The organism is Paraburkholderia oxyphila NBRC 105797 (assembly GCF_000685075.1).
GTDB lineage: Bacteria > Pseudomonadota > Gammaproteobacteria > Burkholderiales > Burkholderiaceae > Paraburkholderia > Paraburkholderia oxyphila.
The window spans coordinates 1-18,703 of sequence record NZ_BAYD01000039.1 but is presented as its reverse complement, the minus strand read 5'-3'; the positions used below and the strand labels follow the sequence as shown (position 1 = coordinate 18,703).

Below are 18,703 nucleotides of genomic sequence, written 5' to 3'. Positions count from 1 at the left end.
ACAGAATATCGATGTCGAATCCCGCGAACCATCCTGTCGATGGCATCAATTTATCGCTTCCGCGACAACGATATTCTTGCGAAAGTGCGCGAGCCGCCATTCAGGAACTAGCTGAATTTTTTGCTGCAACGGCTCACACGCCCTGACGCACCGTGACGCGGTGCAACAAGGCGAAGGAACGCGGCGATCTGGGGCGATGCGGTATGGAGAACAGCGGGATCAGACGTAGTGGCCCGACTTCTCGAGCACTTCGATCTTGTAGCCATCGGGGTCCTGAACAAAGAAGTAACGTGCGAGCAGTTGGTCGCCGTCCTTGAACTCCTTTACGGGCGTTGGCTCGAATCCGAGCACCGCGAAGCGGGCCCGCTCCGCTTCGAGTTCGGCGACCGCAACCGCCACATGCCCGTAACCGTCGCCGTGGGTATAAGCCTGCTCGCGGCCCTTGTTCCACGTAAGCTCGATTTCGAAATCGTTTTCGGCGTTGCGCAGATAGACCAGGGCGAAGTCCGGGAAATCGAGCCGGTGGCTTTCGGTCAGCCCGAAAGCCTCGCGGTAGAACTCGAGCGACCGGTCGAGTTCCCGGACCCGAATCATGGTATGAATCAGCTTTGCCAATTTATTCAATCCTTGCAGAATTGCGCGACGCGCCATTCGACGCGCCGGCAAGCATCAAGCGGACAGCGAAGTGAAGGTCTGGATGGAAATCTTTCCGTTCCTGATGACAAGCGTGTCGGTTGCCAGCGTGACCCAGGGCTTCGCTTCCCAGGCAAAGTAAGCCACTTCGCGAGCAATGCATTGGCTCACGATCTTGAATGCCGGCCAGAACGCGGGATCGGCACCGTCGAGGAATCCTTTGAAGAAGCCACGGATCTCGTCGAGCCCGCGATAAACCTTCTGCGGCGTGACCAGTACCGAGGTCTCGTCATAGTCGCTCAGGATGGCATCGAGGCCCTGCGCGAACGCCCCAAGATGATGTTCAAAGACTCGCTTCGTTGATTCCTCGATTGGTGCGGTAGTTTCCGTCATGGAAATCGACTCCTCAAATGATGGGGCTCGCACGCACCCGACGCGCGTGCGAGCTCCGGTGACCCTCAGCCGGCGTAGGCCCGCTGCGCCTCGTCCCACGTGACAACGACGATCGGCGTGCCGTCCTCGCGGATAAACGACAGAGGACCGAGAAAGGTCATGTAGAACTCGCTGTCCACGGGGAAGAACGTTTTGTCGTGGCGGGCGTTGGCCGACTCGTAACCGTAAGCCGGGGCGACGACGGTGTCCCCGCCGTGCTCTTTCCCGCCACGCACGTCCATCCTTCCTTTCGTCAACAGATACTCGCCCGGCCCCACGTGGAAATGGGCGTTGAAGGACGATCCAGCGGGGCAGTCGAAGATAGCCGTCCACGCGCCCATTTCGGGTGACGCATGCAGCATCTTCCAGCGAATGCCGCCTTGCGAAAGCGCATCGGGAAATGGCTTCCACGGAATTTCGTTAATCTGCACCGCCTCTTCGCGGATCTTCTCTTTGATTTCCATCTTCGTCTCCTGGGTAGTCGAGTCGGCGTCCATAAGGGGTGAGCGTCTTGCGCCGATGAGACAAAGATAGGCCAGCCGCACGCGCGGCAGTTGCTCTGGAGCGCAAGCCCGCTTGCCTCGCAGCGCACGGGTGCCGATGCAGGGCTCTACCTTGAAGCCGATGGATCGAAGGGCGATAGCAACGGGCCGCGAGTCTTCTGCATCGTCGAGGAGATTCCGCGCGGGACGCCTCGCCTGACCGGGCACTCAAACGGGTGGCGCACCGCGCATCATCAAGCGGTGCAAGAGTGTGTGCGCGAGAGTGGTCTGTTGCCGCCTATGCCATCGACGTAGCCAAGTATGATGTGAAGCGACAAGTCCCGAACGCGCTGATCAACACGCTGCACATCCAGCTCGACGCGTGGGGTAAGCGCGACGCCGCGGCAAACCAGCATCAACGTATCCACCAGCGCTTCACAATTCAGCACACCCGCTGAGTGAGCAAGCCCGAGCAACAACGCTCGAAATGCTCGTTCGTGCTCCCGCAGATTGATGCTTAGCGGATGGTCCTCCGCCATGGATTGCGATGCCAGGATCTTGATCGAAGAGGCCGATAGTCGTTCGACCACGAGGTCGGCCATGACATCCACGATACGATCACGTTGATCCACGCAGGCATACTGATCGATGCATGAGGCCATGGCATTCCATCGATTGCGTTCACGCTGGCACAACTCCGCGACGCAGGCCTCGAGCAGTGCCTCTCGCGAGCCGAACGCTCGATAGATTGCCATCTTGTGAAGTCCAGCGTGTCTGGCGAGGCGGGTAAGGCTCACCGATTCGAACCCCTCCTCGCCCGCCAACGCTACTGCCGACTCCAGAATGGCCTTGCGTGCCGCAATGGCAGACACTCGCGGCCTCATGCCATCACGATTCCGGTTTGAATCAGCACTGTCACTGTCAGCACGCGTTTCACCCCGATTCAGCATGACGAGATTGATTGGATCGAACGCCTGTGGCCTGCCAACGCCAGGTGGTACTAGCGCACAACGTAAATCGGCGGCGAATAGGAGCTGTATGTCACTTCGGCGCGCCGGGTTTCATTCGCCTGGCCGCTGGCGCCCGATCGGTCATTGCCGGCGGCAACCGGCTGAACTTCACGAGACAAGGCATCGACCTCTTGACTCGCGAAGCCGGCGGCCGTCTGAACCTGGACCGTGTGCTGCGACTGTGCCTGGAGGCTATCCGCCGTAGTAACGGACTGTGCGTTCGCGACGACAGGCATCGTAAAAACGCCTGCCACGAAAATCATGCTTGCTGCTAGTTTCACCGTAATCCCCTTCGAATATCGCCTGAAAATTCGCCACAATTTCGGTGTGCGCGGCGTCAATTCAGACTAAGGCAGGACGGGTGAAACATAAATGACGGGAACCGAACAGATTGTTGCCAGAATTCGTTTCTGTTGCGCTACGGCTGAGAGTCGAAGAAAGCCGTAGCGTGGTCTATAAACGCCCGAACTTTTGCAGGCATCAGGGTCCTCGTCACATAGGCCAGCCGCAGCTCAATGGCGCTTTCGGCCAACTCGAAATCTTCCAGCAGCCGCACGAGGCGCCCGGACGCCAGCTCATCACGCAACAACGCTTCGGGCAGCACCCCCAAGCCAAACCCTTTGCGGACCATCTCGCGGTTGAACATCGGATTGTTGGAGGCAATATCGAACTTCAAGGGAATCGAGACCTCTTCCTCCCCAACCTTGAACGCCAGCGCTGGCTTCCTGATCGATGGGGAAAACGCTACAAAAACGTGCTCGGCAAGGTCCGCGGGCTCACTCGGCCGCCGATGCTTCTCGAGATACTCCGGCGAGCCAACGATGATCTGCGGGACGCGTTCCAGCAGCTTCGTCACCGTCGTGCCACTGGTGAGCATGTACGGCACGACGATCCCCAGGTCGTATCCATCGGCAACCAGATCGACGGGGCGCTCGATGAGCGTGACTTCAAGGACGACCTTGGGGTTTTGCACCTTGAAGCTGGCCAGAAGCGGCACCAGAAGATTGACTGTGGCGGTGGTATGCGCGACCAGACGCAACACGCCCGTGGCCTCTTTGGCCTCGTTGAACGTCTCCGCCTCGAGCGCATCGAGATCGTCGAGGATCCGGACACACCGCTCGTAAAATCGCTCGGCGGTTTCCGTCATCGAGATTTGACGGGTGGTCCGGTGAAACAGCCGGCCCCCCAGGCGCTGTTCCAGCGCGGCAATGGCCCGAGAAACGACCGGCGTCGTCACGCCCAGCGTGTCGGCGGCCCGGGTGAAGCTGCGCGCCTCAACGACGGTACGAAACACCCGCAACGATTCAACGTAGTCCATGACCATCCGCCTCGTTTGAAAGTGTTTCGTAATGAAATGCACTGCCACGCCACCTGCAATATACACATAACGGCGTAGCGATCGAACGCCAATTCCCTCCGTTTGCTCAACACCGCGGCCCACGGGCGCGCCGCGCGTCGCCAATGGGGCGATGCCACCGGATCGCGTTTTGCGCACTGCGCAAATCGGCTTCTTGCGAACTGGTCGCCCAACTCAGTACGCCCAGCCAGCCCGTCACTGTCCAACCCAGCAGCAGATTGAACAGGAATATCCTCGCCGCTTGCTCCTTCATCCTTCGCTGGGCGATCATCGACGGCGTAAAGTAAGCGACAGCAACGAAAGCCAATAGAACGTACGCAATGACTGAACGCATCGGATACCTCGACCTGAATCATTTGATGACCGATTCTATGTCGGCCTCCTCGCGGAATGAACCTCAGGCCGGGCACCAGAGTGTTGTGCAATTTGGCAACTTCAATAGCACCCCATTTCGCAGGCAAACGCTAGAAACGGTGCCTCACTCCCACAGTCGCCGCGACTTGATAGCGGGAGTTCGTTCCCGTCGCGCCGCCAATATTGTTGATGGCGGCCACCAGCGCGCCGTTCAGCGCCTTTTGATACACCACAGCCCCGTATAGATCGGTGAGCTTGCTCATCGAATAGATCAGGCCACTGTTGAACTGGAGCCAGTGCGGATGCGGACCATCGCTGACGCCGGCCATCGACGATGCGCCGCCCACGTTGCCAACGCTATAGATGACGGCCACCCCGGCCTGCAAGGCAGGCGTAAACCGATACCGGCCGTTGACTTCGTAATTGCCGATCGAGAAGTTGGTGTGATCGCTATAGCGCAGCTTTACAAAGGTATACGCGCCGCCCACCGTGAATTTATTCACCTCGTAGGCAATACCGGCGCCTGTGATGTCCTGGGAAGTCACGGGCCGTGTGTAGAAGATCGACGTCGTGTTCGAGTAGTCCCCCACGACGGCACCCGAGGTATTGTTGCCGCCGGTGGCGCCGGCCGAAGGGCTACTGAGGTGGAAATGCGCGACGCCCACCGAAAGCGAATTGCGCGCGTAGCTTCCGCCGACACTCCATGCCCGATTGTTCTGGAACCCCTCTCCCTCTGCGCCGGCTGCCTGGTTGCTGAACGCGTAGAGTCCGCCAAGCGTGAATCCGGCGAAATTCGCGCTCTCGAACTTGACCGTATTGTTCAGCCGGAACGTGGTATAGAGATTGTCGACGTCGCCGACGTGGGCGCCGTACTGCGTACCCCATTGCCGCGACGACACAAACGGGCCAACGAAATCCACGAGCGGCTCATACTGGCGCCCCAGCGAAAACGAGCCAACAGCGTTGTTCTGCAGCCCTACGTAGGCCTGCCTTCCAAACAGACGTGAACCTTGCAACATGGTGCCGTTTGCCACGCTGAAGCCGTTTTCCAGCACGAAGATGGCCGAGTTTCCTCCTCCAAGATCTTCATTGCCGCGCAATCCCCAACGTGAGGGCAAGCCAACTCCGCTAGTTTCCTGAAACTTGCTGGACCCTGCGCCACCCGCCTGGGTCGCGACGTTGTTGACATAGCCAAGCCCGGCATCCACGATGCCGTAGAGCGTCACGCTGCTCTGCGCCAGTGCGAAGGCAGGTGTCGCCGCGGCGATTGCCATGGACAGCACCCGTATCCGGTTCTTTCCCTTCATCTTCATAGGTCTCATTTTCATACGGATAACTGATTATTTTTATCAGAGGTAGTCTTCGTTGATTGTTCCAGCGCGATCTTCGGTGCTAGACCTTAGTCGCCTGAATGGTTGACTGCATTCGCCGCGCGATCAGAGGAATCCCGGCAACCAGCAAAACCGCCGAAATAGCCTGAACCGCACCCGCCGTGATAAATCCGCTTGCGTAACTTCCCGAGAGGTCCCGCACGTAGCCGGTCAACCACGGCGTGAGGAAACCCGCGAGGTTCGAAATCGAGCTGATGAGCGGGATAGCCAGCGCCGTTTCGCCCGCTTTCAGGAACCGCGTGGGGATTTGCCAGAATAACGACACGCCTGCACCGGTTCCCGCAATGGCGAGCACGAGCGTGCAGAACGTCGTCGTCCGGTTGCTGTGCCACGCAAAGACCAGCACCATCAAGCTGATCACGCTAACCAGCGACGCCATCGCGCAAAACCAGCGGTTATCACGATATCGGCTCGCGAAGGTCGAAAAAGCGATGTTCCCGGCCGCACCGAGCAGGCAGATTGCTGCAATTGCATTTCCGATTTCGCGGTATCCGCCAAAGCCCGCTTCATGCAGGATGGTCGGCATGAAGAATCCCAGAGCGGAATTTGCGGTCAAAATGCAGAAGTAGATTCCCGCCAGCATCCAGAGCATCGGATTGGCAAAGAGCGCCGACGAATGGCCGGAGGCAGGAGCAAACTTCTGCCGGTCTTCCGCGATACTCTGCAAGATCATCTCGCGTTCGCGAGCGGAGAGCCAACGGGCGTTAGCGGGTCCATCGGGTAGCAAAAATGCAGCGACGCAGCCGAGCAACACGGTGGGCACGGCCTGAAGCACGAACATCCACCGCCAGCCGGCGAGGCCCAACACCCCGCTCATGTGTTCGAGCACGAAGCCGCCGCTCAAGCCAACCGCAATGGTCGAGCAGATCGCCGCGGAATGAAAGATGCTGAAATTGCGCGTCCGGCGCTTCGTCGGAAACCACTCGTTGAAGTAGAGAATGACGCCGGGATAGAATCCCGCCTCGAACGCACCGAGTAAAAAGCGAAGCGCGTAGAACACCGTGGGCGAGCTCACGAACATCATCGCGACGCTCGTCATGCCCCAGCCAATTGCGATTGCCGAGATTACGGTCCGCGCGCCCCACCGTTGCTGGAGCGCGGTGCTTGGCACCCCCATCACGACGTAGCCGAGGAAGAACAGGCCGGCGCCGAGCCCGTACGCCGTTTCGGTAAAGTGCAGATCGGACAGCATCTGAAGCTTCGCAAAGGCAACATTGGCGCGGTCCACCCACGCCAGCATCCACAAGCAAAAGAGCAGCGGAATGATGCGCCACTCCGACGACAAAAATGCCTTGCTCAGCTCACGGTCCGATTGACTGACCGGTTTTGCTGCGTCTGTTTCGCACAACACGCTCATGGGTTCGTCTCCAGGCACAAATGTCCCGATCTTTTTTCAGGATGACTTGAAAATGGGTCCGTCCGGGTGTTGCCCAGACGGACACTCTTTCAGTCCAGAATTGCGGGAAGGACTTCGCTGCGGTTTTCGCCGAAGCCGATGCTCGCGAAACCGGGACGCTCGCACCAGCCGCTCATGACAACGGCGTCTCCGTCTTCGAGGAATGCGCGCGTCTCGCCGGTGTCGAGCTTGACGGGTGACTGACCGGCCCGAGACAGCTCAATCAATGCACCGGCCTCGGAAGCCGTCGGCCCGGAGATGGTTCCGCTCCCCAGCAGGTCGCCTGAGCGGAGATTGCACCCACCGATCGTGTGGTGCGCAACCATCTGCGCGATGCTCCAATACTGGTGGCGGAAACTCGTGCGAGAAAGACGGCTGGCGCGCCTCCCGCTGCGCCGTGCGTCCGCCGTTTCGAGCGCCACTTCCAGCTGGATGTCGAACGCCGAGTGATCGGGCAACGCCTGCGAGGCGAGGTAGTCGAGCGGCTGCGGGTCTCCCTCGGGTCGAGCCAGCGCCGCGCGAAACGGCGCGAGCGCGTCCATGGTGACGATCCACGGAGAAATCGTGGTGGCGAAGTTCTTGGCGAGAAACGGTCCAAGCGGCACCGACTCCCACGCTTGAATATCGCGCGCCGACCAGTCATTGAGCAGACAGAGCCCAAACACGTGTTCATCCGCCGACTCGACGGGAATGCGCGTCCCCTGCTCGTTACCCACGCCAATGAAAATGCCCAATTCCATTTCGTAGTCGAGCCGGGCAGACGGGCCGAGTTCAGGCTCGCGCTTTCCAGCCGCGAGGCGCTGCCCAACCGGCCGCCGCACAGGCTGCCCCGACAATCCGATGCTCGACACTCTGCCGTGGTAGGCGATCGGCATCCACTGGAAATTCGGCGACAGCGAGCCATCAGGACGCATCAATTTGACGATGTTGCGCGCGTGATCGACAGACGTATAGAAGTCCGTGTAGTCGCCAATCTGTGCCGGCAGCGCGTACTCGACCTCATTGCGCGGCACCAGACAGCCCGTGAGCCCATCAATCGAAACGCCAGTACGTGCGGCCGAATCGCCCGCCTTGAACCCTGCGAAGAGCGCATGGCGCAAGGCGCGCCATGCGTCCGGCCCCAACGCGAAGAACGCGTTCAGCGTAGGCTGGGCGCACGCGCTGGCAGCTTGCGCTGCCATGCCGGAAAGACCACCGAGCGCCGCCACTGCCTCGAGGTCGATGACGTAGTCGCCCAAAGCGACGCCCCCGCGAAATGCCTCCGCCGCGCCCGCGCGACGAAACACGGCGAATGGCAGATTCTGCAGAGGGAACGCACTTTGAAGCGCATTGGCCGATTCGACCCAACTCCTCGCGCCGACGTCGTGCGTGTGATCAAGGCGCATCGAAGTCCCCGCGCAGGCTGTTGCGGCTCAACAGAATCCGGCGCTCGCGGAGCGCCTGGATCAGCGCAGGGTCGACGTTCCGCTCGGTCAGCAATTCGATGTTGTGCTCGCCCTGAAAGGCGGGAATTCCGGGCGCCGGCAAGGTTGCGCCACTGAACCGCCACGGCGAACCCGGCATACGCATCGTTCCGCCGTTGCGGTCGTCGACCTCCACGATGGCCCCCCAATCCGCGGCCCATTCTGATTCCGCCAGTTCATTGGTAGTGCGAACGACGCCGATTGCGAGCCCCTGTTCACTGACCTGCGCCTGCAGTTCTTCCAGGTCGGTGAAAGTCAGAATCCACGCCCGCACTTCCGCCAGCAGCGCGGCGAGGTTCTGCCGACGCAGATGGGCCGACGCGAACCGGGGATCGAGCAGCAGATCGGTGCGGCGCATCATCGAACAGAAGCGCAGGAACATGGGCGTATAGATCGGGCTGGCCGCGATCGTGACGTGGCGGCCATCGGGCATGCGGAAGATATGCGATTCCGTGGCGCTCAACGCGGGGGGCTCACCGTTGGTGTCCACGCCGGAGAGCTGCGCGCCTGCACGCTCGTTGACCGCGAGCATCGTGGCGGCCATCGAGACATCCACGTGCTGGCCTTCGCCGGTCCGGTTCCGATGTTGCAGGGCGGCGAGAACGGCGATGGCGCCATGCAGGCCCGTATAGACGTCGGCATGGCTGCACGCGTCGTTCTTCATCTCGTCAGGACCGAACTCATAGTGCTCGCGCAGAATGTCGGTCAGCCCCGTTTCCGCCTGCACGGTAGGCGCAAAAGCCGGGCGGTTGCGCCACGGCCCGGTCTGGCCATAACCGCTCATCGACACGTACACGACCCCAGGATTGAATTCGCGCACCTGCTCATAGCCGAGCCCAAAGCGGGCCAGCGTGCCCGGCCGGAAGTTCTCGACAATGATGTCGGCTTCGCGGCACAAATCCGTGACGATGGCTCGCGCCTCGGGCCAGTTCAGGTCCAGGCTGAGATTGCGCTTGCCCGCATTCTGCTGCGCGTAGTAGACCGACATCGTCCCGATGTGGGGGACACCGCCACGGCCCGAGTCGCCGCCCGGCGGCTCGATCTTGATCACCTCGGCGCCAAGATCGCGTAGCGTCTTCGTGCACAGCGGTCCCGCCAGCACGCGCGTGAAGTCGATCACCTTCATTCCCTCGAGAGGAGCACCCATGATCAGTTCCCCTCGAAAATGGCCGAGCCCGGGCCCGACTTTGCAAACGCTTCAAGGCCGCGCTTTTGATCGGCACTGGCCCACATCATGTTGCTGATCTCGGTCTGGCGCGCATCGGCACCCGCAATCCCGTGGCGCGCCGAAAGATTGGCCAGCGTCTTGATCCCCTTCAGGGCGACCGTTGGGCCGGCTGCCAACTGGCGCGCCCAGGACATCGACACGGCCGCCAGCTCCGCTTCGGCTGTCACGAGGTTGATGACGCCCCAACGCTCCAGGGCCACGGGGTCGTGACGCCGGCCGAACATGGCGATCTCCTTCGCACGGGCCGGGCCCGCACGCTGGACGACACGCTGCACGCCTCCGAGCAACGGCAGCAGACCGAGGCTCGCCTCGGCCGCGGCAAAGAACGCAGTATCGGCCGCCACGATCATGTCGCAGGTCAGCGCCAATTCGAATCCGCCACCCAGCGCGCCGCCGTGCACCGCGGCAACCGAGGGCAACGGAACGTTCTCGAGCGCGTCGAGCAGCTCCTCGAGGGCAGCATGATCGCGGCGGCGGGCACCGCCCGTGAATCCGGCAACGTCGGCGCCAGCGCAGAAGTGGCGCATGCCGCTGCGCAACAGGATGGAGCGGCAACCTTCAGCGACGGCCTTGCCGTAGGCCGCGAGAAGGTCATTCAAGAAGTTATTCTCGATCAGGTTATGGGGCGGCTTCGACATCGTGACGACGCCAACTGCGCCGTCCTTTTCAAACTCGACAGTGCTCATCTCTCGTCCTGCATCGTGGCCCGACGCCATGTCGGGCGGGGTGGTTGAAACGCTCGGAAAAATACATAGGATGCCGAAATGGCATAAGAAACTTCAGTGCTGAAGCCGGGTTTCCTGCAATCGTCCCGGCATTCAGACAGAGGTTCTGTATGGCTCGATGATAACAGTGTTAACTTAGATGCAAACCAGGGTAATCCCAGGCCATCGAAGCGCGTGCCACTCAACCGATCCCCATTTCCCCGGGCGCCGGGGCGAGATCATTGCGTGCCAGAAAGACGCCCGCCTATAATGACTCGCCCCCTTTACCGACCCTTCTTGCACTGTGAGTTCGAAACCGTCCCCTGCGGCCGCCACGCCCTACCACCACGGCGATCTGCGCAACGCCCTGATCGCGGAGGGCCGCCGCGCGCTCGAAGAAGTTGGCGCTCGTGAACTGAGTCTCAGATACCTGGCGCGCGCCGTCGGGGTCTCCGAGGCAGCGCCATCACGGCATTTCGCGGGCAAGGAGGGGTTGCTCGCGGCCATCGCGGCCGACGGATGGAGTGATCTCGCGAGAATCCGCAGCGGCATCTTGATGTCCGATGACCCGACCATGACCAAGGCCTATCGGATGATGAGGGTGTACGTCGAATTTGCTCAAACGCACAAAGGGTTGTTCGACTTGATGGTTGGGCCCCGGATCGTCGCTCGCGATTCGTATCCCGAACTTACCGAAGAAGCATCGAAATCATTCGGGCTGTTCGCAAAGGTCGTCGAGCAGGCGGCGCTCGAAAGCGGCTGGAAAAAAAGCGCGCTGACGTTGGTCACGCACGCGGCCTGGAGCGTCGAGCATGGGCTCGCGACCCTGATCCTTTCCGACCGGGTGCCGCGATCGGATCTTCCCGTTCGACTCGATCAGATGATCCACTTCTCGATCTCCGTGTTCCTGAGCGCCATTGACGCGGGCCCGGCCCATCTCGAGAAAGTGATGAATGGCTTGCCGGCAGCGAAGCGGCACGCTGAAGCTTAGGCTGCCTGATCCTGGGCCAGTTCGTCGAAGAACTCGCTCGCGTAATCGATGAATGCCCGCACCTTCGCCGGCATCAGCGTGCGTGTGTTATAGGCCAGCCTGATCTCCACTTCTCCCTCCTTGATCTTGAACTGGTCCAATAGCCGAACGAGCTTGCCCGAGCGGATTTCCTCCTGAACCAGCGGGACCGGCAAGGCGCCGATCCCCAGGCCGCGAAGGACCATCTCCCGGTTAAAAATCGAACTGTTCGATGCGACGTCATAGCTGATCGGCACCGCAACACCTTCTTGCCCTGCGCCGCGGAACGTCAGCGCAGGCTTGCGCAAGGAAGGCGGCATCACCACGAACTTGTGCCCGGTGAGGTCAGCGGGCGTCTGCGGGCGCGGGTGGTTCGCCAGATACGCTTCTGTCGCAAAGATGCCAAGCGGCACCCGCTCCAGCAGCCGGGTCACGGCCTGTTCCGAGCTCAGCATGAACGGCAACACGATGCCCAGGTCGAACCCGTCGGCGACAAGATCGACTGGACGCTCCGTCATGGTGATATCGAGGGTGACTTCGGGATACTTGCGCTTGAACCTCGCGATGAGCGGGACGAGGCGGTTGTTCGTGGCCGTGGTGTGCGCGACCACCCGCAGCACGCCGGAGGGCACTTGAGTCTCGCCGGTCATCTGCGTTTCAAGGTTCGAAAGGTCATCCAGAATTCGGCAGCAGCGCTCATAAATGCGCTCAGCCGGCTCCGTAAGCGACACCTGCCTTGTAGTGCGATTGAACAGGCGGGTCGCAAGACGCTGCTCCAGCATGGCGATGGCCCGGGAAATGACAGGCGGCGTCGTGTCCAGCACGTCAGCCGCGCGCCTGAAGCCCTTTGCCTCGACGACGGCACGAAAAATACGCAAGCTTTCGATATAGTCCATTGGCCCGCCAGCATGTCATCTTCGGGGTTAATCGATTGATTCGCATTCCGAAACTATAGACTCGAATCGAAGCGAAATTTACATGCTCGAGGCTCGATCAATGGGGCGCGGTAATGCGCTCGATCAGCAATTCGAACTTCCGGTCGAGCGCTTGTGCAGCTTGCTTGAGCTCGGGATTGTCGCCCAGCACGATGAGTGACGAGGGGCGGACATAGGTGACGAACGTTCCCTCGCCGTCACTCGCCTCGGTCAGCAGCACTTCAACAGGGGCAAACAGACCGGCGGAGATGTCGTGGCGCAGCATGGTAATCGCAATCAGCGGATTCCCGAGGATCCATCGCACGGTCCGGCGCTTGATGCCGAATTTTGCAATCCAGCCCCCGTGATCGATCTCACTGAACAGCATGAAGCCGCTTTCGCCGACAAAGCGCCGCTCGACTTCCTTCACATAAGTGCCTTCCGAAATGTCTTCTCCGGCGAGCTTCACCAGTTCGGGAATGGACGACTTCCCGCAGAGCTTGTTGAGGCGCTCCACTACGTCGTCAAAGGACGCAGGCGTCCTCACCTCGACACGCACGCCGGCAAATTGCGTTTCAACCACTGCGACTTCGCTGCTCATCAAAAAGGCTCCAATACTGTCGTTTTCCCCCGGAGGGGGCTCATTCGCATCCGGGTTGCACTCTGAATAGTGGCCAGCCCTCGATACGAGTATATCCGCGCTTCTTGCACCGAAAGTTGACTGCAGCGACAACAGATTGTTGAGCGAAAGCTTCGGAGACGGCCGCCGAACGCGGTGCCCATCGGAGCGACGCGGCTTGCGGGTTTTCCGTTTCCGACCGTCCGGTTAGTCCTGGAAGGGCGAAAACGGCGAAGTGTCGATGTTCGTTTACCTCTGTTGCGGCGGCATTGCACCCAACTTGCAAGTGCCAACAACGCATAACTCGACTCCGCAGCGCTGCCCGGCAAAGATATAGGCACAGCAAGAACATCTGCCAACGCCCAAGGAGAGTGAAATGAGTGAGCGCGAAACCGGGCAGCGAGTCGCCGTGCTCGTCTGCGTCGCGGAACCCCTTCTGGCAGTCGGCGTGCGCACGAGCCTCGTGGCTGAGCCGGACATCCAGCTCATCGACTCCGAGCACGCCTGCGGCGGACGCAACGTCGACGTGCTGGTCGCGGATACGGACACTGCGGCGGCGCTCGCGCTCGATCGGCAGCGCCAGCGTCTCGGCCCGCGGCTCGAGTTCGCCGCCATCCTGGCGATCTCGGCCCAGGCGCGCGAGCACGCCGTCCGCTGCGCCCTGGAACAAGGCATTCGGGGCCTCGTGCTGACCCGCTCCCCGGTCCACGATCTCCTTGCAGGCGTGCGGGCCCTGGCGAGCGGCGGCCGCTACCTGTGCCCGCAAATCCGCTGGCAGATGGCACAGGTCTCCCAGCGCGAGGTGCTGACGAGCCGCGAAGACGAAGTGCTGCGGCTCTTGACGATGGGACTATGCAACAAATCGATCGCGCGCGACCTCGAGATCGCGGTCGGAACCGTGAAAGCCCACGTCAAGTCGATCATGGGCAAGCTCGACGCCAGTTGCCGTACCGAAGCGGCGCGGATCGCCACTGAACGGGGCCTCATGGACCTGCCGGCCGCATCATCGCGGCGAGTCAAATCCCCGGGCGCGACGAACCGGCAACGCCGTGCCTTGCTGTCCCAGCCCTTCCTCGTCCCCCAGGGCGACGAGTCGGCATGTGCGGTCATGTGAGCGCCGCGGACTCGCGCGCTCAGTCCCTCGAGCCGCCGGACAATTCCGTGCCGTCCTGCATCTTCGCAGCATCGGTCGGAGCGGCTTGCCCAAGCACACTGCGGGCAACCGAGAGGTCGAGGGAAGTCTCGTCGCCAGCGTCTTCGACGAGTGGGCGCAGCAAACGTTGTGCATCCTGCGCACGCCCGGTGCCGATCCACTGCTGAGCCAGTACGACGGCCGCCCTGACCTGTCCCGACCTTACCCCTTGTGAGCGGGAGAGTTCGATTGCGGCCAGATAGCTGCTTTCGGCCAGCTCCAGTTGACCCGCGGCAGCCTGGCAATATCCGCGAGCGAACAGCAGTTCCGGCATGCGAAGGAAATCGCCGCAAGTGCGAATGAGCTCCTCGACCTCGTCGCACATCGCGAGCGCAGCCGCATGCAGCGACATGTCCGAGAGTCCGATCGCCAGCATCGCCAACGAGACGCTCGTAATCATTTCGTACTGGTAGCGGTGAAGCACGTCCACGGCAGAGCGGATGAGTTCGACGCCATCGGCTGGCCGGCCTCGCGTAATCGACAACTGCCCGCGCAATACGCATGCAACACTGAGATACGGCGTGAGCGAATGGCGCTTCGCGACGTGCTCGAGCGCCTCGACCACGCTTTGCATCCGCTCGACATCCCTCGCCCAGACGTACACCGACCCGGCCCAGATGAGCGCGATGCATTGGGTGACCGCGTGGCCCGAATCGCGCGCATCGGCGATGGTCCGGTCGGCAACGGCAAGCGCTTCCGCATAGCGCCCAGTGAGCCACAGACTGCGGGCGCGGCCGCACATGGCGCGATTATGAAAGTCGAATCCGAGCCTGGAGGTCGTGCTGGACGAGGCGCCGAAGCTTCGGGCAAAACACCGTTCCCAATGCTGCATGGCCTCCTCGACCTCGCCCACGAGGTGCAGCGCCACGCCCATCAGGGAATCGACAATGGCGTGCGACTCCGCGTCTTTCAACTCGGACAACAGCGACTGCGTCTTGCGAGCGGTCGCGAGCGCATCGCTGTACCGGCCGTCGCGGTGCAGCAGGACGGCGTAGCCATTGAGCAGATGCAGCGTGCTGCGGAAATCCCCGAGCTGCCCAGCCACCTCGATGCCGCGGCGATAGGCGGCCTCCGCATCGCTGCCGCCTCGCGAGAACATCAGCGACTGGCCTAGCGCGCCCTGTATCCGCATTTCATGGCGCGACCCGACAAGCTCCGCGGGCAACTGCGCCAGCGCGGCCTCTGCCCAGCGAGAGCATTCGGTGACGTTCGACAATTGCAATAGCAAAGGACAGAGCGAAGCCACCAGCCGGAATGCCTCGGCATCCTTCCCGCCGTTGGCGAACAGCCACTCGACGGCCGTGCGCAGGTTGGGCAGTTCGAGCTTCACGGCCTCGAGCGCGTCCTTGTCGAGGACATCGGCCGCATAGTGCTGTACCCAGTCCGCGAAATAGCGGGAAAAGCGCTGCATGGCAGCGGCCCGCTCCCCGGACTCGGACAGCTTCTTCGCGCAGTAGGCCCGGGTCGTATCCGACATGCCATAGCGCAGCGTCGCTTGCCCGGCATCGACGGTGACGAGCGACTTCGACACGAGACACGCAATCAGCTCGATGGCGACGGATGGGTCGTGGTCGTTGCAACAGGCAGCGATGGCCGCGTCAAGGGTAAAGCTTCCGGCGAAAACGGAAAGCCTGCCTATCAGACGTTGCTCGTCGTCGGACAGCAGATTGAAGCTCCAGTCGAGCGTGGCGCGCAGTGTCTGGTGGCGTGGCACGACCGTGCGCCTGCCGTGCCACATCAGTCTCACGCTGGCATCGAAGTGCGAGGTAATGGCCTTGAGGCCCAGCGCCTCGATACGGCCCGCCGCCAGCTCGATGGCCAGCGCGATGCCGTCCAGCTCGCGGCAGAGCTGGGACGCCAGCGGCGCGTCGCTATCGCTCAGTTCAAAGCCCGCGCAGCTCGCCGTTGCGCGATCCACAAACAGCCTGACTGCCGGGTAAGCGAGCGCGGCGGCGGCGGTCGTTCCCTCGCCTTTGGGCGGAAACGCCAACGGCTGCAGACGATAAACGCACTCCCCTTGCGCGCGCAGCGGCTCGCGGCTGGTGCAGAGAATATGGAGCCTCGAACACTGCTGAACCAGCAGCTCGGCAAGCTCCGCGACCGCCGCGATGACGTGCTCGCAGCAATCGAGCACGATCAGCGCGTGGCGCTCGCCCAGATGGGCCGCCAGCGCGGCCGGATCATCGAGCCTGTTCTGCAGCCCAACCGCGCTTGCCACCGACGAGCGCACGAGCCCCGCGTCCGCGATTGCCGAAAGGTCGATGAAATGCACGTCGCCATTGAATTGCCGGATGGCCGAATGTGTCGAAGCGATGGCAACTGTCGTCTTGCCGATGCCGCCCGGCCCGACGATGGAGACGAGCCGCTGCTGCAGCATGTTCGCGAGGACCTGCTGGACGTCCTCGTCGCGCCCGACTACCGAAGAGGCCGGCGCCGGCAGCGCCCTTGCCGTGCGCAGCGGGGACGCCTGGAGCGGCGCTTCGAGCTCATGGCGCTCGACTACGGCGACGAACGTGTAGCCCTTGTTGGCGGTGTTGACGATATAGCGCCCGCCGGCGTCGCCTTCCCCAAGCGCCTTGCGCACGGCGACGATATGAAAGCGCAGGCTGCCCTCTTCGACCACCACATCGGGCCAGACACGCGCGATCAAATCCTTTTTGCTGACGATTTCCCCGGCCGAATCGACCAGCGCGACGAGCAGGTCGAGCGCTCGCCCGCCGAGCCGCACGGGCAAGCCATCGCGTTCGAGCAGGCGCTCCGATGGAGACAGCGTGAACGGCCCAAACGAGGCTCGCCACGTGGTGCTGTGCGTTGTTGTTCGATGCATTGCAGCCATCCCTTTAGCGCGAGCCGCCATTCCCTGAGGCCGCCCTCGTTTGGAATCCCACCGTGCCGCGTGTTGCCGGCCTGCCGAGTGGAAATGATAGTGCGCCTTTTTCGAATCGGCTTCCACCCCGTCGGCGCGTGCCGACAATTTAGCCAGCTTGCGGCCATATTCCCAGCAAATGTTTATGATGTGGATTATTTGCTTTATGGATAACCATGAAGCTCGATCTGAATTTATTGCGAGTGCTTGTCGCTATCCACGAGTCGGGCAGCGTGACGAAGGCGGCGCAGCAGCTTGGGATGAGCCAGCCCGCGGTCAGCGCCGCGCTGGGCAGGCTGCGCGAGTCGCTGGCCGACCCCTTGTTCATTCGACAGGCCGACGGCATGTTGCCGACGCCGCGCGCGGACACGCTCGCCGGCAAGGCGAGGCAAGTCCTCGACGCCATTGATCACGATATCCTGAGGCCACCTGAATTCGATCCGCAAGCGGACGATGTCGAGTTCGTGTTTTGCCTCAGCGCTATTGGCGAGATCGTCTTTCTGCCCACCTTGATGAGGCACATCCGCGAGCAAGCGCCGCGCGCGCTTGTGAAAAGCGTCAGCCTTGCACCCGAACAGCTCGAGGAGGCGCTAGGGTGCGGAGAAGTGGACCTGGCGCTGGGTTATTTTCCCGATCTCAAGAAGGCCGAATTTTTTCAGCGGCGGCTCTTTTCGCATGACTTCGTCTGCATGGTGCGATCGGGCCATCGCATCAAGGGTCCACGCATGACCTTGAATCAGTTTGCCACTACTGAACAGGTTTTCGTCAAAGATGGCAGCCGCACTCAGGAGAGGGTCGAGGCCACACTGGCTCAGAAAGAGGTTAAGCGAAACGTCGTTCTGCAAACATCACATTACCTCAGCATTCCAATCGTCATTGCGGAATCGGACCTCGTGGTGGTCTTGCCGAGGACCGTCGCCGATGTCTTTTCCGACTTGATGGACGTGCGCGTTGTTGAGCCGCCCGTTGAGATTCCGCGCTATGACCTGAAGGTTTACTGGCATCGCCGGTTTGTGCAGGATCCCAAGGTGAAGTGGCTGCGTGAGCGGGTTATCGGGATCTTCGCGGAACGGGCCTGATTGCAGGCCGGTGGTTGTGGGTGCTCATTGTGAGTGCTCACTCAGTGCCGATCCTGATTTCCGGCTCCGCTTCGTCCGGACGGTTCAGCAAGATGAGCAGACGCGCGATCTTGTCGTCGAAGAACGTAAAGATAAAGCTCAGTATCAGCGGTGATGGCAATCCCATCTTCTCAAAATCGCCGCCTACTTCCGCCCTGAGCATGAGATCGCCAAAGTGTAAGCGCGCATCGGTAACGTTCATATAGAACCGCTCGGCGACGATCTCGTCGCGTATCCAACGCGCAATCGCTTCCTTTCCCCAAAAGTCGCGCAACTGGTCGTTCAGGTACGCATCTTCGATGAAGAGGTTAGCTAACCGGTCAGCGTCGCTGGCGTTGACGGCGTCAACGAAGGAGCTGGCAATGGTGCCGGCGATCGCTCGCCAGGTGCTCGTACTCGGGTTCATGAGGGGCATGATTCACCTCTGCTGCTGCTTGCTTTTCATCCGCTAGGCTAGCAAAACCGGGGCGCCCGGTTGTTAGCTCTTGTTAGTACTACTGTGTCATAAAATCAGTTGCGTGCTCTATTGTCGTAC

Annotated in this window: 19 protein-coding genes; 3 read left to right on the top strand and 16 right to left on the bottom strand. The window is 61.5% G+C overall.

What is annotated here, in order from left to right:
• Positions 1–219 precede the first annotated feature (219 nt).
• The 12 genes from BO1_RS23250 to BO1_RS23195 form a co-directional block, all read right to left on the bottom strand.
• Positions 220–615 (bottom strand): VOC family protein, encoded by a 396-nt coding sequence (locus tag BO1_RS23250; RefSeq protein WP_028219604.1) that lies wholly within the window; start codon positions 613–615, stop codon positions 220–222.
• A 54-nt stretch (positions 616–669) separates the two neighbouring features.
• Positions 670–1,026, bottom strand: a complete 357-nt coding sequence (locus BO1_RS23245; RefSeq protein WP_043286056.1) for a nuclear transport factor 2 family protein — start codon at positions 1,024–1,026, stop codon at positions 670–672.
• Positions 1,027–1,091: 65 nt separating this feature from the next.
• Positions 1,092–1,529: a cupin domain-containing protein gene (locus BO1_RS23240; protein WP_028219602.1), complete on the bottom strand. Its 438-nt coding sequence runs from the start codon at positions 1,527–1,529 to the stop codon at positions 1,092–1,094.
• A 272-nt stretch (positions 1,530–1,801) separates the two neighbouring features.
• Entirely contained in the window at positions 1,802–2,419 is a 618-nt protein-coding gene (locus BO1_RS56485) for a TetR/AcrR family transcriptional regulator (protein ID WP_167338377.1), read from the bottom strand.
• A 128-nt stretch (positions 2,420–2,547) separates the two neighbouring features.
• Complete coding sequence (locus tag BO1_RS23230) at positions 2,548–2,838, bottom strand: hypothetical protein (protein ID WP_156992367.1); 291 nt, start codon at positions 2,836–2,838, stop codon at positions 2,548–2,550.
• A gap of 137 nt (positions 2,839–2,975) precedes the next feature.
• Entirely contained in the window at positions 2,976–3,875 is a 900-nt protein-coding gene (locus BO1_RS23225) for a LysR family transcriptional regulator (protein WP_028219599.1), read from the bottom strand.
• Positions 3,876–3,981: 106 nt separating this feature from the next.
• Positions 3,982–4,248 carry a superinfection immunity protein gene (locus BO1_RS23220; protein ID WP_028219598.1) on the bottom strand — a complete coding sequence of 89 codons (267 nt, stop codon included), beginning with the start codon at positions 4,246–4,248 and terminating at the stop codon, positions 3,982–3,984.
• 130 nt (positions 4,249–4,378) lie between these two features.
• The gene (locus BO1_RS23215) at positions 4,379–5,575 is read right to left on the bottom strand and encodes a porin (protein WP_043286107.1); all 1,197 of its coding nucleotides are present in this window, start codon (positions 5,573–5,575) and stop codon (positions 4,379–4,381) included.
• An 85-nt stretch (positions 5,576–5,660) separates the two neighbouring features.
• Entirely contained in the window at positions 5,661–6,899 is a 1,239-nt protein-coding gene (locus tag BO1_RS23210; RefSeq protein ID WP_245643885.1) for an MFS transporter, read from the bottom strand.
• Positions 6,900–7,105: 206 nt separating this feature from the next.
• Positions 7,106–8,440 carry a fumarylacetoacetase gene (gene fahA / locus BO1_RS23205; protein ID WP_028219595.1) on the bottom strand — a complete coding sequence of 445 codons (1,335 nt, stop codon included), beginning with the start codon at positions 8,438–8,440 and terminating at the stop codon, positions 7,106–7,108.
• On the bottom strand, positions 8,430–9,665 hold the full coding sequence (locus tag BO1_RS23200; protein ID WP_028219594.1) for a CaiB/BaiF CoA transferase family protein: 1,236 nt from the start codon (positions 9,663–9,665) through the stop codon (positions 8,430–8,432). The genes fahA and BO1_RS23200 overlap by 11 nt, the downstream gene beginning before the upstream one ends.
• 2 nt (positions 9,666–9,667) lie before the next feature.
• Positions 9,668–10,462 (bottom strand): enoyl-CoA hydratase/isomerase family protein, encoded by a 795-nt coding sequence (locus tag BO1_RS23195; protein WP_245643883.1) that lies wholly within the window; start codon positions 10,460–10,462, stop codon positions 9,668–9,670.
• A 292-nt stretch (positions 10,463–10,754) separates the two neighbouring features.
• Here BO1_RS23195 and BO1_RS52345 point away from each other — a divergent pair, with 292 nt between their 5' ends.
• Positions 10,755–11,441: a TetR/AcrR family transcriptional regulator gene (locus BO1_RS52345; protein WP_043286051.1), complete on the top strand. Its 687-nt coding sequence runs from the start codon at positions 10,755–10,757 to the stop codon at positions 11,439–11,441.
• Here BO1_RS52345 and BO1_RS23185 read toward each other — a convergent pair.
• Positions 11,438–12,355, bottom strand: a complete 918-nt coding sequence (locus BO1_RS23185) for a LysR family transcriptional regulator (protein WP_028219592.1) — start codon at positions 12,353–12,355, stop codon at positions 11,438–11,440. The two genes, BO1_RS52345 and BO1_RS23185, sit on opposite strands and share 4 nt — an antisense overlap.
• A 97-nt stretch (positions 12,356–12,452) precedes the next feature.
• On the bottom strand, positions 12,453–12,974 hold the full coding sequence (locus BO1_RS23180; RefSeq protein WP_043286048.1) for a DUF302 domain-containing protein: 522 nt from the start codon (positions 12,972–12,974) through the stop codon (positions 12,453–12,455).
• A gap of 394 nt (positions 12,975–13,368) precedes the next feature.
• On the opposite strand from BO1_RS23180, the gene BO1_RS52340 reads away from it, so the two are divergent.
• Positions 13,369–14,106: a response regulator transcription factor gene (locus BO1_RS52340; protein ID WP_052409563.1), complete on the top strand. Its 738-nt coding sequence runs from the start codon at positions 13,369–13,371 to the stop codon at positions 14,104–14,106.
• 19 nt (positions 14,107–14,125) lie between these two features.
• Here BO1_RS52340 and BO1_RS52335 read toward each other — a convergent pair whose 3' ends face one another.
• Positions 14,126–17,011, bottom strand: a complete 2,886-nt coding sequence (locus BO1_RS52335; RefSeq protein ID WP_052409562.1) for an ATP-binding protein — start codon at positions 17,009–17,011, stop codon at positions 14,126–14,128.
• Positions 17,012–17,226: 215 nt separating this feature from the next.
• Here BO1_RS52335 and BO1_RS23165 point away from each other — a divergent pair, with 215 nt between their 5' ends.
• Entirely contained in the window at positions 17,227–18,129 is a 903-nt protein-coding gene (locus tag BO1_RS23165) for a LysR family transcriptional regulator (RefSeq protein ID WP_028219590.1), read from the top strand.
• Between the two features lie 37 nt (positions 18,130–18,166).
• On the opposite strand, the gene BO1_RS52330 is transcribed toward BO1_RS23165, so the two are convergent.
• Positions 18,167–18,583 (bottom strand): nuclear transport factor 2 family protein, encoded by a 417-nt coding sequence (locus tag BO1_RS52330; protein ID WP_043286045.1) that lies wholly within the window; start codon positions 18,581–18,583, stop codon positions 18,167–18,169.
• Positions 18,584–18,703 lie beyond the last annotated feature (120 nt).

Bases quoted from the DNA above. Each gene is read 5' to 3' on its own strand.
- BO1_RS23195 (WP_245643883.1), bottom strand. From the start codon at position 10,462: ATGGCGTCGGGCCACGATGCAGGACGAGAGATGAGCACTGTCGAGTTT.
- BO1_RS23185 (WP_028219592.1), bottom strand. From the start codon at position 12,355: ATGGACTATATCGAAAGCTTGCGTATTTTTCGTGCCGTCGTCGAGGCA.
- BO1_RS23180 (WP_043286048.1), bottom strand. From the start codon at position 12,974: ATGAGCAGCGAAGTCGCAGTGGTTGAAACGCAATTTGCCGGCGTGCGT.
- BO1_RS52330 (WP_043286045.1), bottom strand. From the start codon at position 18,583: ATGCCCCTCATGAACCCGAGTACGAGCACCTGGCGAGCGATCGCCGGC.
- BO1_RS23220 (WP_028219598.1), bottom strand. From the start codon at position 4,248: ATGCGTTCAGTCATTGCGTACGTTCTATTGGCTTTCGTTGCTGTCGCT.
- BO1_RS23165 (WP_028219590.1), top strand. From the start codon at position 17,227: ATGAAGCTCGATCTGAATTTATTGCGAGTGCTTGTCGCTATCCACGAG.
- fahA (WP_028219595.1), bottom strand. From the start codon at position 8,440: ATGCGCCTTGATCACACGCACGACGTCGGCGCGAGGAGTTGGGTCGAA.
- BO1_RS23215 (WP_043286107.1), bottom strand. From the start codon at position 5,575: ATGAAGGGAAAGAACCGGATACGGGTGCTGTCCATGGCAATCGCCGCG.
- BO1_RS52335 (WP_052409562.1), bottom strand. From the start codon at position 17,011: ATGCATCGAACAACAACGCACAGCACCACGTGGCGAGCCTCGTTTGGG.
- BO1_RS23225 (WP_028219599.1), bottom strand. From the start codon at position 3,875: ATGGACTACGTTGAATCGTTGCGGGTGTTTCGTACCGTCGTTGAGGCG.
- BO1_RS23210 (WP_245643885.1), bottom strand. From the start codon at position 6,899: ATGCTGGCGTGGGTGGACCGCGCCAATGTTGCCTTTGCGAAGCTTCAG.
- BO1_RS23200 (WP_028219594.1), bottom strand. From the start codon at position 9,665: ATGGGTGCTCCTCTCGAGGGAATGAAGGTGATCGACTTCACGCGCGTG.
- BO1_RS23245 (WP_043286056.1), bottom strand. From the start codon at position 1,026: ATGACGGAAACTACCGCACCAATCGAGGAATCAACGAAGCGAGTCTTT.
- BO1_RS23240 (WP_028219602.1), bottom strand. From the start codon at position 1,529: ATGGAAATCAAAGAGAAGATCCGCGAAGAGGCGGTGCAGATTAACGAA.
- BO1_RS52340 (WP_052409563.1), top strand. From the start codon at position 13,369: ATGAGTGAGCGCGAAACCGGGCAGCGAGTCGCCGTGCTCGTCTGCGTC.